Origin of the sequence: Methylocella sp., assembly GCF_041905455.1 — a bacterium.
In the GTDB taxonomy this organism is placed as follows: domain Bacteria; phylum Pseudomonadota; class Alphaproteobacteria; order Rhizobiales; family Beijerinckiaceae; genus Methylocapsa.
Map to the genome: position 1 here is coordinate 139,080 of NZ_JAYRLA010000001.1, position 15,603 is coordinate 154,682.

Annotated in this window: 14 protein-coding genes; 2 read left to right on the forward strand and 12 right to left on the reverse strand. The window is 69.4% G+C overall.

Annotated elements, in window-relative coordinates:
- Positions 1–239 precede the first annotated feature (239 nt).
- Both ACE3OG_RS00640 and serA read left to right on the forward strand, forming a co-directional pair.
- Positions 240–1,415, forward strand: a complete 1,176-nt coding sequence (locus ACE3OG_RS00640; protein ID WP_374305064.1) for a phosphoserine transaminase — start codon at positions 240–242, stop codon at positions 1,413–1,415.
- 171 nt (positions 1,416–1,586) lie between these two features.
- Positions 1,587–3,173, forward strand: a complete 1,587-nt coding sequence (gene serA / locus ACE3OG_RS00645) for a phosphoglycerate dehydrogenase (protein WP_374305066.1) — start codon at positions 1,587–1,589, stop codon at positions 3,171–3,173.
- 61 nt (positions 3,174–3,234) lie between these two features.
- On the opposite strand, the gene ACE3OG_RS00650 is transcribed toward serA, so the two are convergent.
- The 12 genes from ACE3OG_RS00650 to mctP all read right to left on the reverse strand — a co-directional run bounded on the left by ACE3OG_RS00650 (position 3,235) and on the right by mctP (position 15,591).
- A complete protein-coding gene (locus ACE3OG_RS00650; RefSeq protein WP_374305068.1) occupies positions 3,235–4,845 on the reverse strand; it encodes a phosphoenolpyruvate carboxykinase in 1,611 nt (536 codons plus the stop codon).
- Between the two features lie 300 nt (positions 4,846–5,145).
- Positions 5,146–5,916, reverse strand: a complete 771-nt coding sequence (locus tag ACE3OG_RS00655) for a HugZ family protein (RefSeq protein ID WP_374305070.1) — start codon at positions 5,914–5,916, stop codon at positions 5,146–5,148.
- Positions 5,917–6,109: 193 nt separating this feature from the next.
- Entirely contained in the window at positions 6,110–6,370 is a 261-nt protein-coding gene (locus tag ACE3OG_RS00660) for a DUF1150 family protein (protein ID WP_374305072.1), read from the reverse strand.
- Positions 6,367–6,816 (reverse strand): Hsp20 family protein, encoded by a 450-nt coding sequence (locus ACE3OG_RS00665; protein ID WP_374305074.1) that lies wholly within the window; start codon positions 6,814–6,816, stop codon positions 6,367–6,369. Before ACE3OG_RS00665 ends, ACE3OG_RS00660 begins: the two co-directional genes overlap by 4 nt.
- A gap of 202 nt (positions 6,817–7,018) precedes the next feature.
- The gene (locus ACE3OG_RS00670; protein WP_374305076.1) at positions 7,019–7,705 is read right to left on the reverse strand and encodes a CarD family transcriptional regulator; all 687 of its coding nucleotides are present in this window, start codon (positions 7,703–7,705) and stop codon (positions 7,019–7,021) included.
- Positions 7,706–8,414: 709 nt separating this feature from the next.
- A complete protein-coding gene (gene fdxA, locus ACE3OG_RS00675) occupies positions 8,415–8,753 on the reverse strand; it encodes a ferredoxin FdxA (protein ID WP_374305078.1) in 339 nt (112 codons plus the stop codon).
- A 257-nt stretch (positions 8,754–9,010) separates the two neighbouring features.
- Positions 9,011–9,292 (reverse strand): RNA-binding S4 domain-containing protein, encoded by a 282-nt coding sequence (locus ACE3OG_RS00680; protein WP_374305079.1) that lies wholly within the window; start codon positions 9,290–9,292, stop codon positions 9,011–9,013.
- 65 nt (positions 9,293–9,357) lie between these two features.
- Entirely contained in the window at positions 9,358–10,575 is a 1,218-nt protein-coding gene (locus ACE3OG_RS00685; RefSeq protein ID WP_374305081.1) for a GTP-binding protein, read from the reverse strand.
- Positions 10,572–12,119, reverse strand: coding sequence for a D-alanyl-D-alanine carboxypeptidase family protein (locus ACE3OG_RS00690; RefSeq protein ID WP_374305083.1), 1,548 nt, complete (start codon positions 12,117–12,119; stop codon positions 10,572–10,574). The genes ACE3OG_RS00685 and ACE3OG_RS00690 overlap by 4 nt, the downstream gene beginning before the upstream one ends.
- A 278-nt stretch (positions 12,120–12,397) precedes the next feature.
- Complete coding sequence (locus ACE3OG_RS00695) at positions 12,398–13,657, reverse strand: FAD-dependent oxidoreductase (protein ID WP_374305085.1); 1,260 nt, start codon at positions 13,655–13,657, stop codon at positions 12,398–12,400.
- 34 nt (positions 13,658–13,691) lie between these two features.
- The gene (locus tag ACE3OG_RS00700) at positions 13,692–13,910 is read right to left on the reverse strand and encodes a hypothetical protein (RefSeq protein ID WP_374305087.1); all 219 of its coding nucleotides are present in this window, start codon (positions 13,908–13,910) and stop codon (positions 13,692–13,694) included.
- Between the two features lie 199 nt (positions 13,911–14,109).
- Positions 14,110–15,591: a monocarboxylate uptake permease MctP gene (mctP, locus tag ACE3OG_RS00705; RefSeq protein WP_374305089.1), complete on the reverse strand. Its 1,482-nt coding sequence runs from the start codon at positions 15,589–15,591 to the stop codon at positions 14,110–14,112.
- Between the last annotated feature and the right edge of the window lie 12 nt (positions 15,592–15,603).

Consider the following 15,603-nt stretch of genomic DNA (forward strand, 5'->3'; position numbering starts at 1 on the left):
GCAGGGCGGCGCAAGACGGACGACGGCGGCCGATCGGACGCCCGCGCGCGGCCCGGCGCGGCAAATTCGCGCGAAATCGAACATTTCCGCCGCGCGGACTGCGCGAATCGGCCGGAAGGCGCCGCCGCGCGCGCAGCCTGCGGCGAACCGCGCCTTGACCGCGACGGCGTTTCACCCTATCCAGATAAGTGGGACACCCTTCCCCAACGAAGGGCGGACATCTGGAAGGATGACGGAAAATGACCAATGCGACCCCCGCCGGGAAGCCGGCGAGGCCTTTTTTTTCGTGCGGCCCGGCGTCGAAGCGGCCGGGCTGGAGCTTCGAAGCGATCTCCGGCTATAACCCCGGACGTTCGCACCGCGCCTCCGGCAATCGGGCCAAGCTCCGCCGCGCGATCGACCTCACCCGCGAAATCCTCGAAATTCCCGCGACGCACCGCATCGCCATCGTTCCGGGCGGCGACACCGGCGCGGTCGAGGCGGCCATGTGGTCGCTGCTCGGCCCGCGTCCGGTCGAAGCGATCGCCTGGGAGGCGTTCAGCGAGCACTGGGCGATCGACCTCATGGAGCAGCTGCGCCTGCCGCAGGCCAGCGCCCGCGTCGCCGACTACGGCGAGATCGTCGATCTTGCGACCGTCGATTTCGACAATGACGTGATCTTCGCCTGGAACGGCACCACCTCGGGCGTGTGCGTTCCTTCGGCCGACGTCATTCCGGCCGACCGCAAGGGCCTGACCATCTGCGACGCCACCTCGGCGGCGTTCGCGACCAGGCTCGACTGGGACAAGCTCGACGTCGTCACCTACTCCTGGCAGAAGGTGCTGGGCGGCGAGGCGAGCCACGGCATGCTGGTCCTCGGGCCGCGCGCGGCCGAGCGGCTCGAGACGCACATCCCGAGCTGGCCGGTGCCGAAGCTCTATCGCCTCGCCGAGAAGGGCCGCATCCTCGAAGCGGTGTTCGAGGGCGAGACGATCAACACGCCGTCGATGCTCTGCGTCGAGGATTATCTCGACGCGCTGGACTGGGCGAAGTCGATCGGCGGCCTGTCGGCGCTTTGCGCCCGCGTCGAGGCCAACGCCCGCGTCCTCGCCGACTGGGTCGAGCGCACGCCGTGGGTCGCCTTCCTCGCCGCCGATCCGGCGATTCGCTCGACGACCTCGGCGTGCCTCAAGGTCGTCGATCCCGAGGTTGCGCGCGGCGGGCGCGTGGCGGAGGCGGCCTTCGCGGCCGAAATGGTGAGCCTGCTCGAGGAGGAGGGCGCGGGCTTCGACGTCAGCTCCTATCGCGACGCGCCGCCGGGTCTGCGCATCTGGTGCGGCGCGACCGTCGACGCCGCCGACCTCGAATGCCTCACCCGCTGGCTCGACCACGCCTACGCGCGGGTCAAGGACGAAATGTTTGCGGAAGCGGCCTGACGCGCCGCCTTTCCGACTCTTTCGCGGGCGCCGTCGCGCGACGGCGCCCGTCGTTTTTTCAGGCCGCGCGCCTGAGCCGCGCGCCCCTTGCGCGCAGCGCCGCGGCCCTCCATAGAAGAGGCGAAGCCCCGCCCGGGCGTTGAAGCTTCAAGGCCTGGAGCCCGCATCCGCTTGGCGCCGCGCGTCCTGATCGCCGAACCGCTGTCCCCCGCCGCCCTCGACGTCTTCGCCGGGCGCGGCGTCGTGGCCGATTACGCGCCCGAGCTCGGCCGCGACCGGGTCGCGCTCGCCGAGCGCGTCGGCGCTTATGAAGGACTCGTCGTTCGCTCCGGCGCGAAAGTCACCGCGAAGCTGCTCGAGCGCGCCGGCAGGCTCAAGGTGATCGGCCGCGCCGGCACCAGCGTCGACAACATCGACCTCGGCGCGGCCACTGCGCGCGGCGTGATCGTGATGAACACGCCGTTCGGCAACTCCATCACCACCGCCGAGCACGCCGTCGCCCTGATGTTCGCGCTGGCGCGCCGCATTCCGGCCGCCGACGCCTCGACGCGCTCCGGCAAGTTCGAGAAGACGCGCTTCCTCGGCGTCGAGATCACCGGCAAGACGCTCGGCCTCATCGGCTGCGGCGCCGTCGGCTCGATCGTCGCCGACCGCGCCGTCGGCCTCAGGATGCGGGTCATCGCCTATGATCCGTTCCTGTCGCCCGAACGCGCCTTCGATCTCGGCGTCGAGAAGGTCGACCTCGACGAGCTGCTCGCCCGCGCCGACTTCATCTCGCTTCATACGCCGGTGACCCCGCACACCAAGAACATCCTGTCCGGCGAGAAGCTCGCCCGGACGAAGCCCGGCGTGATGATCGTCAACTCCTGCCGCGCCGCGCTCATCGACGAGGAGGCGCTGCTCGCCCTGCTCGATTCCGGCCATGTCGCGGGAGCGGCGATCGACCTCGCCGAAAAGGAGCAGCCCGCCGAGGCGGCGCTGCGCCGCCATCCGTCCGTCGTGGTGACGCCGCATCTCGGCGCCTCGACCAAGGAGGCGCAGGAGAACGTCGCGCTGCAGATCGCCGAGCAGATGTCGGACTACCTGACGCGCGACGCGATCTCCAACGCCGTCAACTTCCCCTCGATCACCGCCGAGGAGGCCGGAAAGCTCAAGCCGTTCATCGCGCTCGCCGACCGGCTCGGCTCGTTCGTCGGCCAGTTGATCGATTCGAACATCGACAAGGTGTCGATCACCTACGAAGGGGAGGTCGCCGACCTCAAGATCAAGGCGCTTTCCGCCTCGATGATCGCCGCGCTGCTGCGCCCGCTGCTCGCCAACGTCAACGTCGTTTCGGCGCCGCTCGTCGCGCGCGAGCTCGGCGTCGTCATCGACGAGGTGACGCGGGCGGCGCAGAGCGACTTCGATTCGGTCGTCTCGCTCTGCGTCGAGGCGGGAGGGGCGAGCCGCTGCGTCAGCGGCGCGGCGTTCAACGACGGGCGCCCGCGCATCGTCAGCGTGAACGGCATCAAGGTCGACGCCGCCATCGGCCCCTCGATGATCTATGTGACCAATGAGGACAGGCCGGGCTTCATCGGCCGCTTCGCCAGCCTGCTCGGCGACGCCGGCGTCAACATCGCGACCTTCGCGCTCGGCCGCGACCGCGAGGGCGGCTCGTCGATCGCGCTCGTCGAGATCGACGGCGAGACGCCCGAGAGCGTGCTCGCCGCGGTGCGCGAGCTTCCCGGCGTCAGGGAGGCGAAGGCGCTTCGATTTTAGCGCGCCGACCGCGCAAGAAAAGCCGCCCCGAAGGGCGGCTTTCAGTCGGCCGGCGGAAGGGCTAAGCGGCGGCGGCGGCCGGTTGCGCCTTCATGATCTCCGGATCGACATGCGAGGCGAATTTCACGAAGTTCTCGCGGAACATGGCGACGAGCCTGGCCGCCTGCGCGTTGAACTCTTCGCGCGAGGCCCAGGTGTCGACCGGGTTCAGGATCGCCGACTCGACGCCCGGAACGGCCATCGGCGTGGCGAGGCCGAAGAACGGGTCGGTGCGGAACGCCGCCTTGGCGAGCGAGCCGTCGAGCGCCGCCGCGAGCAGGGCTCTGGTCGCCTTGATCGGCATGCGCCGGCCGACGCCGTACTTGCCGCCGGTCCAGCCGGTGTTGACGAGCCAGCAATTGGCCCCGTGCTTGTGCACGAGGTCGCGCAGCAGATTGCCGTAGACGCTCGGATGACGCGACATGAAGGGCGCGCCGAAGCAGGTCGAGAACGTCGCCTGCGGCTCCGTCACGCCCTTCTCGGTGCCGGCGACCTTGGCGGTGTAGCCGGAGAGGAAGTGGTACATCGCCTGCGCCGGATCGAGCCTGGCGATCGGCGGCAGCACGCCGAAGGCGTCGCAGGTCAGCATCACGACGTTCGTCGGATGGCCGGCGCGGCCCGTCTCCGAGGCGTTCGGGATGAAGTAGAGCGGGTAGGCGATGCGCGTGTTCTCGGTCCTCGAGGCGTCGTCGAAGTCGGGCGCGCGGGTCGCCTCGTCGAGCGCGACGTTCTCCATGATCGAGCCGAAGCGCTCGGTCGTGGAGTAGATCTCGGGCTCGGCCTCCTTGGAGAGCTTGATCGCCTTGGCGTAGCAGCCGCCCTCGAAATTGAAGATTCCCTCGGGGCTCCAGCCGTGCTCGTCGTCGCCGACGAGCGTGCGCGAGGCGTCGGCCGAAAGCGTGGTCTTGCCGGTGCCGGAAAGGCCGAAGAACAGCGTCGAGGCGCCTTCCTTGCTGACGTTGGCCGAGCAGTGCATCGGCATCACGCCCTTGGCCGGCAGCACGAAGTTCAGATAGCTGAACACCGACTTCTTGATCTCGCCGGCGTAGCTCGTGCCGCCGATGAGCACGATCTTGCGCGTGAAGTCGATGGCGATGACCGTCTCCGTGCGGCAGCCGTGCCGCGCCGGGTCGGCCTTGAAGGAAGGCAGGTCGAGGATGGTGAGGTCGGCGGAAAAGGCCTTCGCCTCCTCGCTCGTCGGGCGGATCAGCAGGTTGCGGATGAACAGCGAGTGCCAGGCGTATTCGGTGAGGACCCGGACCTTGACGCGGTTCGCGGGCTCCGCGCCGCCGTAGAGGTCCTGGGCGAACAGGTCCCGGCCGACGGCGTGCGCCAGCATGTCCTCATGCAGGACGTCGAAATGCTCCGGCGAGAGCGGGGCGCTGTTGTCCCACCAGATGTCGTTCTGCGTGAGCGCGTCGCGGACGATGAACTTGTCCTTGGGCGAACGGCCGGTGTGCGCGCCGGTGTCGGCGACGAGCGGTCCGAATTTCGCGATGCGCGCCTCGCCACGGCGGATGGCTTCTTCGTAGAGCTGCGGCGCCTCGAGATTGTAATAGACCGTCCCCGCCGCCACGAGGCCGAAGGCGTCGGCCGTGAAGGAGGGATTGAACACACCGATGTATTTGGACATTGTCTCTCCGCCAAATGGTCGGGGCCGCAGCTCCGGCGAGGCCCGCGTCCCTGCGCGGGACGGCTGGCATAGGGTAGCTTACGCGTTTGCGCTGCAACGCGGCATCCGCCATTTTGGCTATATGGACGTCGAGTTACTGCGCCGCGGCGCGATGCGCGGGACGCGCCCGGCGGAGTTTACTCGCATCGCCGGCTGACGACTTCGCCCATTTGGTTCATGTGGCGGCCTGTGCTATTTGTAAACTTTATTTCCTGCCGCGATACTTATCATGAGCTTGCGCGACGCTTGGCGTCATGCCCGTCATTTCTGCGTGGCCTTTCCAGAGCGCGCCGCCTGCGCGAGCTCGACGAGAATGGCGCGAAGCTCGCCGGAATCGCGCGCGAGGCGTGGAAACGCCACCCGCGCGCTCTCGTCGCCGCGGGCGAGGTCGATCCCTTCGGGATCGATCCCGACGGCGGTCCAGCCGGCTCCCGAACGTCCGGCGAAGACGTGCGCGTAAAGCTCGAGCGCGTCGGCGTGGTCGGCGTTCATATGCGCGAGCGCGCCCGGCTCGGCCGCAAGGAGCGCCTGCGCGCCTTCGAGCGACGTAAGCAGCGCCGCCGCGGCGAAATTGGCCGCGCGGGCGAAGCCGCCGTTGAGATGGGCGCTCTTGAGGCTCACGCTCCAGAAGGAGAAGTCGGTGAAATCGGCGTAGAGCGCCGAGCGGGGATGGCGGGCGAGGAAGCGCGCGCGCAGGACGGCGCGCTCGTCCCCTTCCACGCGTCGCGCGCCGCCGGCCAGAGTGAGGCGGGCATGGGCGAGCGGGTCGCCGGCGCCGCTCTCGGCGAGGAGAAGCGAAAGCCGCGGATCGCGTTCGAGATGGCGGGTGTGCGCGGCGAGCCGCGACATGAGCAGGATCGGCGAGCCGTCGGGCGCGGCGGCGAAATTGACGAGGCTCGCGAAGGGGGAGCCGTCCTGCGTCAGCGTGGCGAGCGAGGCGGCGCGCGCCTCGCGCAGGATGCGCTTCGCCTCGCCCAGAGCGTCATAGGGCGCGGCCTCGGGGGAGTCGGGCGGGGGCGGCGAGGCGCTCATCGGCGCCCCCGCGGCGCGGTCAGCGGAAAACGAACAGCCAGAGCAGGATGATGATCGGAATCGGCACCCCGACCAGCCACAGAATCAAACTGCGTCCCATGAACTCCTCCCTGGCGAATTCGCCGGCTCGCCGGCGCGTCCGTCGAACGTGGCCTTGCGGGAGAAGGTTCCTGGAAAAGCTTCGCCGGCGCGCTCAATGGAGGCTCGCCATCTCGAGTTCGTTCTCGCGGGCGTTGGCGAACGCCGCGTCGCGCGATTGCGTCAGCGCGATCGGCGAGCCGTCGGCGGCCAGCAGCGCGAACAGGCTGAGGCCCGGCCGCATCGCCGGCGCCTCCCGAAACAGGCGGTTGACCTCCTCCGAGCGCATCGGCTTCAGATAGGCGACGCGGCCGCCGCAGAGCTGCGCGAGCTCGTCCCGGGTCAGCGGGGCTTCGCCGTCGTCGACTGGCGTCATGTCATGTCTCCTTCTCGCGCCGGCGCCAGGTCCGGGCCGGTCCGCGCATCCATTCCGGGCGAAAGTTCGATCGACAGCAGGCCACGCTCAAGCAGCGCCTTGCTGACGCGCATCGCCTCGCCCAGAAGGAACACGCGCTGGAACTGACGCGCGGCGATGCCGCGATGCAAATGCTCTCGCGCGTCTTCGCCCGCGCGGTCCTCCTTCTGGCGCCCGCGCACGACGAGCTGTCCCACGAACTCGACGATCTCGAGCCGCTCCGCCGGAAAGCCGGCGACCGCGAGCGTGACGCGCAGCCGCTCGGGCGCGCCGTCGGCCGCGGGAATCCGCTCGATGTCATAGGGCGGATAACCGTCGGAGCCCGACCTTCCCGCATGCGGGGGGCGGCGCTCGACGGATTTGAAGCCGAGCACGAACAGGCTGTGCGACCCCGAACCGCGCGACATCGGCGAAGCTCTCTGGAAACCTCGTCCGCGTCGGCGGAAAGCCGTGCGCCGAAGCAATTGCGCAGGCCCGAAGAGGCCGACGCGTCAACGGGATATGGCGGCGCGCCAGAGCGTTTCAAGGGCGGCCCGACGCCCGGCGCGGCGACGAAAAAGCCCGGCGGTGCGGTCGCCGGGCTTTTTTGGAGTCGTCCGGCGGAACCGCTCAGGCGGCTTCCTCGATCTCGGCGTCGGCCTCTTCGACGTCGGCCTCCTCGGCCTTGCCGCGCCGCGGCCCTTTCTGAAGCTGCGCCTCGATAAGCTTCAGCGACTCGGTCTCGGTGAGCTTCTGCACCACGACCACCTCGCGCGCCATGCGGTCGAGCGCGGCTTCGTAGAGCTGGCGCTCGGAATAGGACTGCTCGGGCTGCGAGTCGGAGCGATAGAGGTCGCGCACGACTTCGGCGATGGAGATGAGGTCGCCCGAATTGATCTTCGCCTCATATTCCTGAGCGCGGCGCGACCACATCGTGCGCTTGACGCGGGCCCGGCCGGCGAGCGTGTCGAGCGCCTTGCGCACGACGTCGGCTTCGGCGAGCTTGCGCATGCCGACGCTCGCGACCTTGGGCGTCGGCACCTTCAGGATCATCTTGTCCTTGACGAAGCTGATGACGAACAGTTCGAGCTTGAAGCCGGCGACTTCCTGCTCCTCGATGGCGAGGATCTGGCCGACGCCGTGGGCCGGATAGACGATGAACTCGCTCGGCTTGAATCCCTGACGCGCGCCGGAAGGCTTGGCGGGTTTGACCGACGGCTTCTCGGCCGCGCGCGCGGCCAGCGGCTTCTGGCCGGCGCCGCGGGAAACGAGGTCCGCCGCGTCGACGGCCGCTTTCTTCTCGACTTTCTTTGTCACTCTGGCCTGCTCGTTTGTCTCCGGGGCGAAACTGGACGACGCCTCGGGGCGGCCCGGCGCCGCCGTTTGGCTGGAGCTGCATCGCGCGCAGGGCGCGTCGTCCGGCGAAGAAGATAAAACGTCCGAGGCGGACGCCGGCCCCGGCGGAACGTCCTGCGCTTCGACGTCAGGCCCGCGGCTGCGGGCGGCGCGCTCAACTGCGGCGGACTCCGCCCTCGCTGACGGAACGGTCTTGGTGGCGGACCTCATCGGCGCTCCCTGGTTTGCTCCGCGTTGGAGACGGAACGATCATTTCGGCGTCGAACCGGGGAGTTCGCCGCCGACGAAAATTCGCGACGATGGCGACAGGCCATTCGCGAAAGCCCTCAAACGGGCGCAAGGAGACGAGAATCAAACGCTGCGGTCCGAAAGCTCCTGCTGACGGAACTAATTCGCAACGTCACGCTTCGACCTGGAACAGCGCCGAAACGCGAAGAGTGACGAAAGTCGATCCCGAACCCAACAACCTGCGTCCAGTTTATATATCATGGAGCTTCAAAAGAATCAAAGCATTCCCGCGGCGCGCGCATGCCTGTCCACCGCCGGCGCGGCGCCGCGATAGACAAGAAACAGGCTGCGCGACCGGAAAAAGCCCCGTAAACACACGAAAAAGCCGCGCTGCGAGCGCTGGCGCCGCGTCGGCGGCTTCACATTTTTGTCGTCGGCGACTTCAGTCGCCGCGGCCAGGGGCGGGAGAGAAGAATTCGGCGAACTTGCCAGGCTGTCCGTCGAACTTCTTGGCGTCGGGCATGGCTTCGCGCTTTACGGTGACGTTCGGCCAGGAGGAGGCCATCTCGGCGTTGAGCTTGATCCATTGCTCGAGCCCCGGCTCGGTGTCGGGCTTGATCGCCTCGGCGGGGCATTCGGGCTCGCAGACGCCGCAGTCGATGCACTCGTCGGGGTGGATGACGAGCATGTTCTCGCCTTCATAGAAACAGTCGACCGGGCAGACTTCGACGCAATCCATGTATTTGCACTTGATGCAGTTCTCGAGGACGACGTAGGCCATCACCTGCTCCTTCGCGGACGCCGCCCGCAGCCTGCGGGCTTCTCGAGATCGCCCGTCAGGAAATGCGCGGCTCTGAGCCGCGCCGGCGCTGAGCTCTTCAAGGGAAAATCGGCGCGCCGCGTCCAAAGGCGGGCGTCCGCCGGACCGCGCCGCGCGGTCGCGGGCTCAAGAGAGGGCCGGTCCGGTCCGGCGAAGCCGGCTCTAGCGCCTTTGCCGATGATAATCAAGGATCGCGCCGTCGCAGGCCACGTCGCGCCTCAGGCGCCGGCCGGCGGGCGCTCGCCGATATCCTCGAAGAGAGACCTCGCTTCGCAATAGGGGCCGCGCCGCTCGCCGAGGCGCAGAACCTTCAGGACGCGCACCTGCCGCTCGAGCGAAACGACCAGCACGTCGCCGGGCGCGACCGGCTTGGCCGGCGCCTCGACGCGGCGGGCGTTGACGCGCACGTGGCCGTCGGCGACGAGCCGGGCGGCGAGGCTGCGCGTTTTCGTCACGCGCGCGAACCACAGCCACTTGTCGATGCGCTGGCCCTCGGCCATTCCCTGTCCCGATTCCTCGCGATGGAGAACGGCCGTGGCTCGCGAAAGTTCGCGCGGGCGCGGAATTAGCCGAGCAGGCCGGTTTTCCTCGGCGCCAGCGGATTGTTGAGGAGGGCGTCGGCGTCCGCCCGGTCGGGCGCGGGCGCGCCGGCCAGGGCGCGCCACAGGCCTTCGACGAATTCCGGCTCTATGTCCTTGAGGATGAACACCATTCGCGTCGAATGGTCGGCGTCGGGCCAGGCCGGCAGGCGCGCCGGCGGATGGAAGACGTGCTGCACGCCATGGACCACGATCGGCCGCTCGGGATCGTCGGCGAGCGCCACGATACCCTTGACCCGCAAAAGGCCGGGGCCGTGCGCGCTGCGCAGAAGCTCGACGAACAGGTCGAAGGCGGCGGGCTCGATGGGCGCCTGAGCGCGCAGGCAGAAGGCGCGGATGCGGTCGTCGTGCCGGTTCACGTCATGGGAATGGGCGTGCCCGCGCTCGTGATCATGCCCATGCTCGTGTTCGTGTTCGTGCGAAAAAGCCTCGGCGTTGAGCCAGCGGCGCGCTTCGAGGGTCTTGGTGGAGGGATCGTACAGCCCGGCGTTGAGCAGCGCTTCGACGCTCGCCTCGCCGGCGGCCGCGTCGAGGATCGGCGCTCCGGGATTGAGCCGCCGCAGGCGCGCGACGAGCTCGGCGCGGGCGCGCGCGCCCGCCTCGCCGGAAAGAAGGTCGGTCTTCGACACCACGAGACGGTCCGCCATGGCCGCCTGCTTCACCGCCTCCTCATGCGCGTCGAGCGTCGCCGCGCCGTTGACGGCGTCGACGAGCGTGACCACGCCCTCGAGCCGGAAGCGCAGCACGAGATAGGGGTGGCTCATCACCGTGTGCAGCACCGGCGCCGGATCGGCGAGCCCCGTCGTCTCGATCACCACGCGGTCGAAGGGCGGGCAGCGGCCGTTGTCGCGCCGCCGCAGCGCGTCCTCGAGCGTCGTCACGAGGTCGCCGCGGATCGAGCAGCACAGGCACCCCGAGCTCATCGTCAGGAGGTTCTCGCCGGCGCTTTCTATGAACAGATGGTCGAGCCCGATCTCGCCGAATTCGTTGACGACGACGAGGGTCCCGGCGAGCGCCGGGTCGCGCAGCAGGACGTTGAGCAGCGTGCTCTTGCCGGCGCCGAGGAAGCCCGTGACGACGGCGAGCGGGATCGGCGCGGGCGGGCGCCGGCGCAACGGATCGTCGGGCGCGGGCTCCTGCGCCCGCGCGGCCGCCGTCTCCTTCCCCGCGGCCTCGCCGCTCACTGGACGGCCGTGGCCTGGGACTTGCGCCCGGCCTGCGCCGCTTTCGTCGGCTTGGCGTCCGCCTTGGCTTCGGCCGGCTTGCCCTTGGCGGGCTTGGCGGCGTGCTTGCCTTGCGCCGGCTCGGCCTTGTGCGCGGCCGCCCTGGCCGGCTTGGCCGCGTGCCTGGCGCCGTGTTTTCCCTGGCCCTTCGCCTTCGGCGCGTCGTCGTCCTCGTCGTCGGCGACGACCTTGGTCTTGGCGGCGAGCGCCCTCGCCGGCGGGACGGGCCTCGCATGCGCATGGGCATGGGACTTCGCGGCCGCCCTGGCCTTGACGGCGGGCTGCGCCTTCGCCGCCGGCCTCGGCGCGATCGTCGGCGCGGCGGCCGGCGCGTCGTCCTCGGCCTCGGAGCCGGCCGACTCCGTCCCGGCGTAGCCGGCGACGCGGATCGACACCGGGTCGAAATTGGGGCGCGGCACGAGCGCGATGCGGGTCGCCATGGGCGACAGGCGCGAGAGCGCGCTCGCGTCATAATAGGAGTAGCTCTGCTGCGAGGCGAAGGCCTGCGCCGAGGCGGCCTCGAGCGGGGCGATCAGCCGCTCGTTCTCGGCGGCGTAGGCGGCCATCGCCGGTCCGCGGTTGCGGCACACCGAGGCGCCGATGTCGGGCGGCGCGCCCCCCTGCGCCGGCAGGGCGGAGATCGGCGCCATCGGCCGGTCGACGCCGGCGAAGCCGCGGTCGAACAGCGCCGCCGCCCGCACGGTGCGCAGCGCCACGGTCGGGGCGCCGAGCACGACGGTGATGAGCTTGCGCCCGCCCTGCGTCGCCGTCGCCGCCACGTTGAAGCCGGCGGCGCAGGTGAAGCCGGTCTTCATGCCGTCCGTCCCCGGATAGCGGCCGAGCAGATTGTTGTGGTTGTTCATCACCTTGCCGCCGAGCTCCAGGGCGCCGATGCTGAACAGCCCGGCCTGCTCGGGAAAGGTCAGGTAGAGCGCGCGGGCGAGAAGCGCCATGTCGCGCGCCGACGAATAATGCTGCGGGTTCGGCAGGCCGTTCGGATTGGCGAAATGCGAGCTGCGCATGCCGAGCGAGGCGGCGGCGGCGTTCATCTCGTCGGCGAAGGCCTCGACGGAGCCCGAGACGCCCTCGGCGACGGTCACCGAGACGTCGTTCGCCGACTTCACCATCAAGATCTTGAGCGCCGTGTCGAGGGAGACCATCGTCCCCGGCCGGAAGCCCATCTTGGACGGCGGCATGGCGGCCGCCCGCGCCGTGACGCGCAGCGGCGTCTGCAAGGACATGCGCCCGTCCCGCACCGCCTTCAGCGCCACATAGACGGTCATCATCTTGGTGAGCGAGGCGGGAAACCATGGCCGCGTCGCGTCGTCCTCATAGAGCACCATGCCGCTCGGCATGTCCATGAGCAGGGTGGGGGCGGCCGCCGCGCGCGGCGCGCCGAAGCCGAGCGCGCCGACAAGGCCGAGGAGGGCGGCGAGGACGCGGGCGGCCCGCGGGCGGCTGGCGACGGGGCGCGGCGGGGTCGTGGACGACGTTTCGCGGTTCATGATCCTCGACGCCTGCTGTGAAGCTGCGGCCTCGCGCGCCGCCGCCTCGCCTTCATGGAAGCCGCGCCGCGGTCGGGCGCGCCTGTCTCACCAGAGCATCGCAGAAAAGTTTAGCGAAACTCGAAAGCGGGCGCCGCGCCGAAACGACGCGGACCGCCGGCGCGCGCGATTTTTTTTCGCAGCGTTGCAAAAAAGCGGCGCATGACCGCCCGTCCAGCGGCCAAGCTCACGCCTTGAATGCTGACCGCCGCTTGCGCCGACATTATGGCGGCGTCGCCTTAACCTGGGCCGAGGGGCGCCCGGACGATCGGCGCCGCCGCGGGCGAGCGCACCCGCTCGGGCCGCACGCCGAGGCCGATCATGCGTCCGACGAGAAGGCGCAGGGCGGGGACGGCGCCGACGAGCCGCAGCGGCCACGGCGCCTCGACCTTTTCGCCGCGAAGCGTCGGGGCGACGACATGGTTCTGGATCGCGACCTGCGCGGCCTGCGTCGCCTTCGCCGCAAATTCGCGCCGCGCCTGCACCCTGGCGAGGCAGTCGCGCGGCGGCCGGGGCTGGCTCGTCAGCGGCTGGCTGAGCAGGTTGGCCGCGGCGATCGCGTCCTGGATCGCAAGGTTGATCCCGACGCCGCCGATCGGCGACATGGCGTGCGCGGCGTCGCCGAGGAAGAGGAGGCCGGGCTTGTGCCAGAGCGGCAGCCGGTCGACGGCGACGGACAGGAGCTTGAAGTCGTCGACGCTTTGCAGCGCCTCGAACCGCGCGCGCGGGAAAGGCGCGAGCGGGGCGATCGTCTCGACGAGCGCCGCGAGCCCGCGCGCCTTGAGCGCGTCGGCCGATCCCTTGGGGATGACGAAGGCGCATTGCCAGTAATCGCCGCGGTCGATCGGGATGAGGACGCGGCCGGGCGAAAAGCGCAGGAACGCGTCGGCTTTCTCGTCCCCCTCGCGCGGCAGGCGGAACCACAGGACGTCCATCGGCGCGCCGAGGACCTGCGGCGAAAGCCCGGCCCGCTCGCGCAGGACCGAATGGCGGCCGTCGCAGCCGAAGGTGAGGTCGGCGCGGATCGAAAAGCGTCCGCTCTCGCCCTCGACCGCGACGCCGGCGACGCGCGCGCCCTCGGTCAGAAGATCGACCGCCGCGGTCGAGCGCAGGAGGCGAAACTGCGGATAGCGCCCCGCCGCCTCGGCCAGGAAGTCGAGGAAATGCCACTGCGGCGCGAAGGCGACGAATTTCGCCCGCGTCGGCAGGCGGGCGAAGTCGGCGAGCGCGAACGTCTCGTCGCCGAAGCGGGCGGACATCGTCCGCATCTCCTGATGCGGACGGCGCAGGAAGGCGTCGTAGAGGCCGAGGTCGTTCAGCGCCTCGAGCGTCGAGGGATGGATGGTGTCGCCGCGGAAGTCGCGCAGGAAATCGGCGTGCTTCTCGACGACGATCGTCTCGAGGCCGGCGCGGGCGAGCAGCAGCGCGAGGGCGAGCCCGGCCGGGCCTGCGCCCACGACGCAGCAGCGGCACGAAAGGTCAGGCGCCGCCGACTGCATGAATGACGCTCCCGGCGAGGACGCGGGCGCGGGATCAGTCGTCGCCGTGGGCGGATTCGTTGATGGTGATCGTCTTCATCTTGGAGAAGTCCACCACCACCGGCATCTTCTCCTTGATGATCATGAGCTGGTAGGTCTTGATCACGTGCTCGAGCCGCCGATAGGCCTCCTTGTAGGAGTCGCCGGCGGCGTCGAGGCCGAGGGGCTTCAGGCAGAATTCGATGATTTCACGGGGGCGGTCGAATTTGTCCATTTACGGCGCTCCTGGAGCATGCGTCCGAAAAGCCGAAGAATTTCCGGGCGGGCGCATGCGTGAGAACGAGAGAATAGGGTGGACGCCCGACCCTGCCGGGCCGGCGTTCGCGCTGGCGACTGGAGGCAGCATATCCAAAAGCGGAGGGCGCGGAAACGCCCAACGCTCGTCTTGGCCTACGCAAAAAGTTTAGGGCGGGCTAAATTTCCGTGGGCGCCGGACGTCGCGCCCGCACGAAAGCGGTGACGGCGGAGGCGACGACGATGTTGAGGGCGAGGGCGAGAAGGCCCGAGTAGATCGCGAAGCGGTCGGCGCCTGTCCCGAACCAGTGCAGCGGCTTGAAGTCGTCGGACCAGGCGAGAATGGTGCCGCCGAGGAAGCCCGCCGCCCAGCCGGCGAGGAGCCCTTCGGCGACCAGCCAGCTCGTGAACAGCCCGAACACCAGCGCCGGGAAGGTCTGCAGGATCCACATGCCGCCCAATAGCTGCAGGTCGAGCGCGAATTGCGTCGGCAGGAAGATGATGACGAGCAGCGCGCCGACCTTGACCAGCAGCGAGGTGATCTTGGCGACCTTGGCCTCGGCTTGCGGCGTCGCGTTGGGGTCGACGTAGGCCTTCCAGAAGTTGCGCGCGAACAGGTTCGACGCGCCGATGCTCATCACCGCGGCGGGCACCAGCGCGGCGATGGCGATCGCGGCGAAGGCGAAGCCGGCGAACCAGCCGGGAAACAGCGTCTTGAACAGGGCCGGCACGACGTCGTTGTTGTTCGTGAGCTTGAGGCCCGCAGCGTGGCCCATGTAGCCGAGCAGGGCGATGAGGCCGAGCAGGATCGTATAGGCGGGCAGCAGCATCGCGTTCTTGCGGATGGTGTTCGCGCCCGAGCTCGCGAAGATCGCGGTCAGCGTGTGCGGGTACATGAACCCGGCGAGCGCCGAGCCGAGCGCCAGCGTGGCGTAGGCGGCGTACTGCGTCGGGGCGAGCAATATGCCGCCCGAGCCCTTCGCCTTGAAGGCGGCGTCGGCCGCCGCGAACACCGCCTCGTAGCCGCCGAGCTTGATCGGGATGAAGGCGATGGCCACGAACACCACGATATAGATCATGATGTCCTTGACGAAGGCGATCAGCGCCGGCGCCCTGAGCCCCGAGGAGTAGGTGTAGAAGGCGAGGATCAGGAAGGCGATGATCAGCGGCGCCTCGCCGGGAATGCCGAGCGCGTGCATCGCCGCCGCCATGCCGATCAGCTGCAGCGCGATGTAGGGCATGGTGGCGACGACGCCGGTCGCCGCCACGGCGAGCTCCAGGGCGCGCGAATTGTACCGCCCGCGCACCAGATCGGCGGCCGTCACGTAGCCGTTGTCCTTGGCGATCTTCCACAGGAGCGGCATGACGGCGAAGACGAACGGGAAGACGATGATCGTGTAGGGCAGGGCGAAGAACCCGAAGGCGCCGGTGGCGAACACCAGCGCCGGCACGGCGATGACCGTATAGGCGGTGTAGAAGTCGCCGCCGACGAGGAACCAGGTGATCCAGGTGCCGAACTGGCGCCCCCCCAGGCCCCATTCGTCGAGATGGGCGAGCGTCTTCGGCCGCCGCCAGTGGGCCGCGACGAAGCCCATGACGGTGACGAGGGCGAAGAAGAAGACGAAGACGACGAGGGCGGGAATGTCGAGGCCGGAGGTCATGGGCCGTTCCCT

Bases quoted from the DNA above. Each gene is read 5' to 3' on its own strand.
- ACE3OG_RS00640 (WP_374305064.1), top strand. From the start codon at position 240: ATGACCAATGCGACCCCCGCCGGGAAGCCGGCGAGGCCTTTTTTTTCG.
- ACE3OG_RS00650 (WP_374305068.1), bottom strand. From the start codon at position 4,845: ATGTCCAAATACATCGGTGTGTTCAATCCCTCCTTCACGGCCGACGCC.
- ACE3OG_RS00655 (WP_374305070.1), bottom strand. From the start codon at position 5,916: ATGAGCGCCTCGCCGCCCCCGCCCGACTCCCCCGAGGCCGCGCCCTAT.
- ACE3OG_RS00660 (WP_374305072.1), bottom strand. From the start codon at position 6,370: ATGACGCCAGTCGACGACGGCGAAGCCCCGCTGACCCGGGACGAGCTC.
- ACE3OG_RS00665 (WP_374305074.1), bottom strand. From the start codon at position 6,816: ATGTCGCGCGGTTCGGGGTCGCACAGCCTGTTCGTGCTCGGCTTCAAA.
- fdxA (WP_374305078.1), bottom strand. From the start codon at position 8,753: ATGGCCTACGTCGTCCTCGAGAACTGCATCAAGTGCAAATACATGGAT.
- ACE3OG_RS00680 (WP_374305079.1), bottom strand. From the start codon at position 9,292: ATGGCCGAGGGCCAGCGCATCGACAAGTGGCTGTGGTTCGCGCGCGTG.
- ACE3OG_RS00690 (WP_374305083.1), bottom strand. From the start codon at position 12,119: ATGAACCGCGAAACGTCGTCCACGACCCCGCCGCGCCCCGTCGCCAGC.
- ACE3OG_RS00695 (WP_374305085.1), bottom strand. From the start codon at position 13,657: ATGCAGTCGGCGGCGCCTGACCTTTCGTGCCGCTGCTGCGTCGTGGGC.
- ACE3OG_RS00700 (WP_374305087.1), bottom strand. From the start codon at position 13,910: ATGGACAAATTCGACCGCCCCCGTGAAATCATCGAATTCTGCCTGAAG.
- mctP (WP_374305089.1), bottom strand. From the start codon at position 15,591: ATGACCTCCGGCCTCGACATTCCCGCCCTCGTCGTCTTCGTCTTCTTC.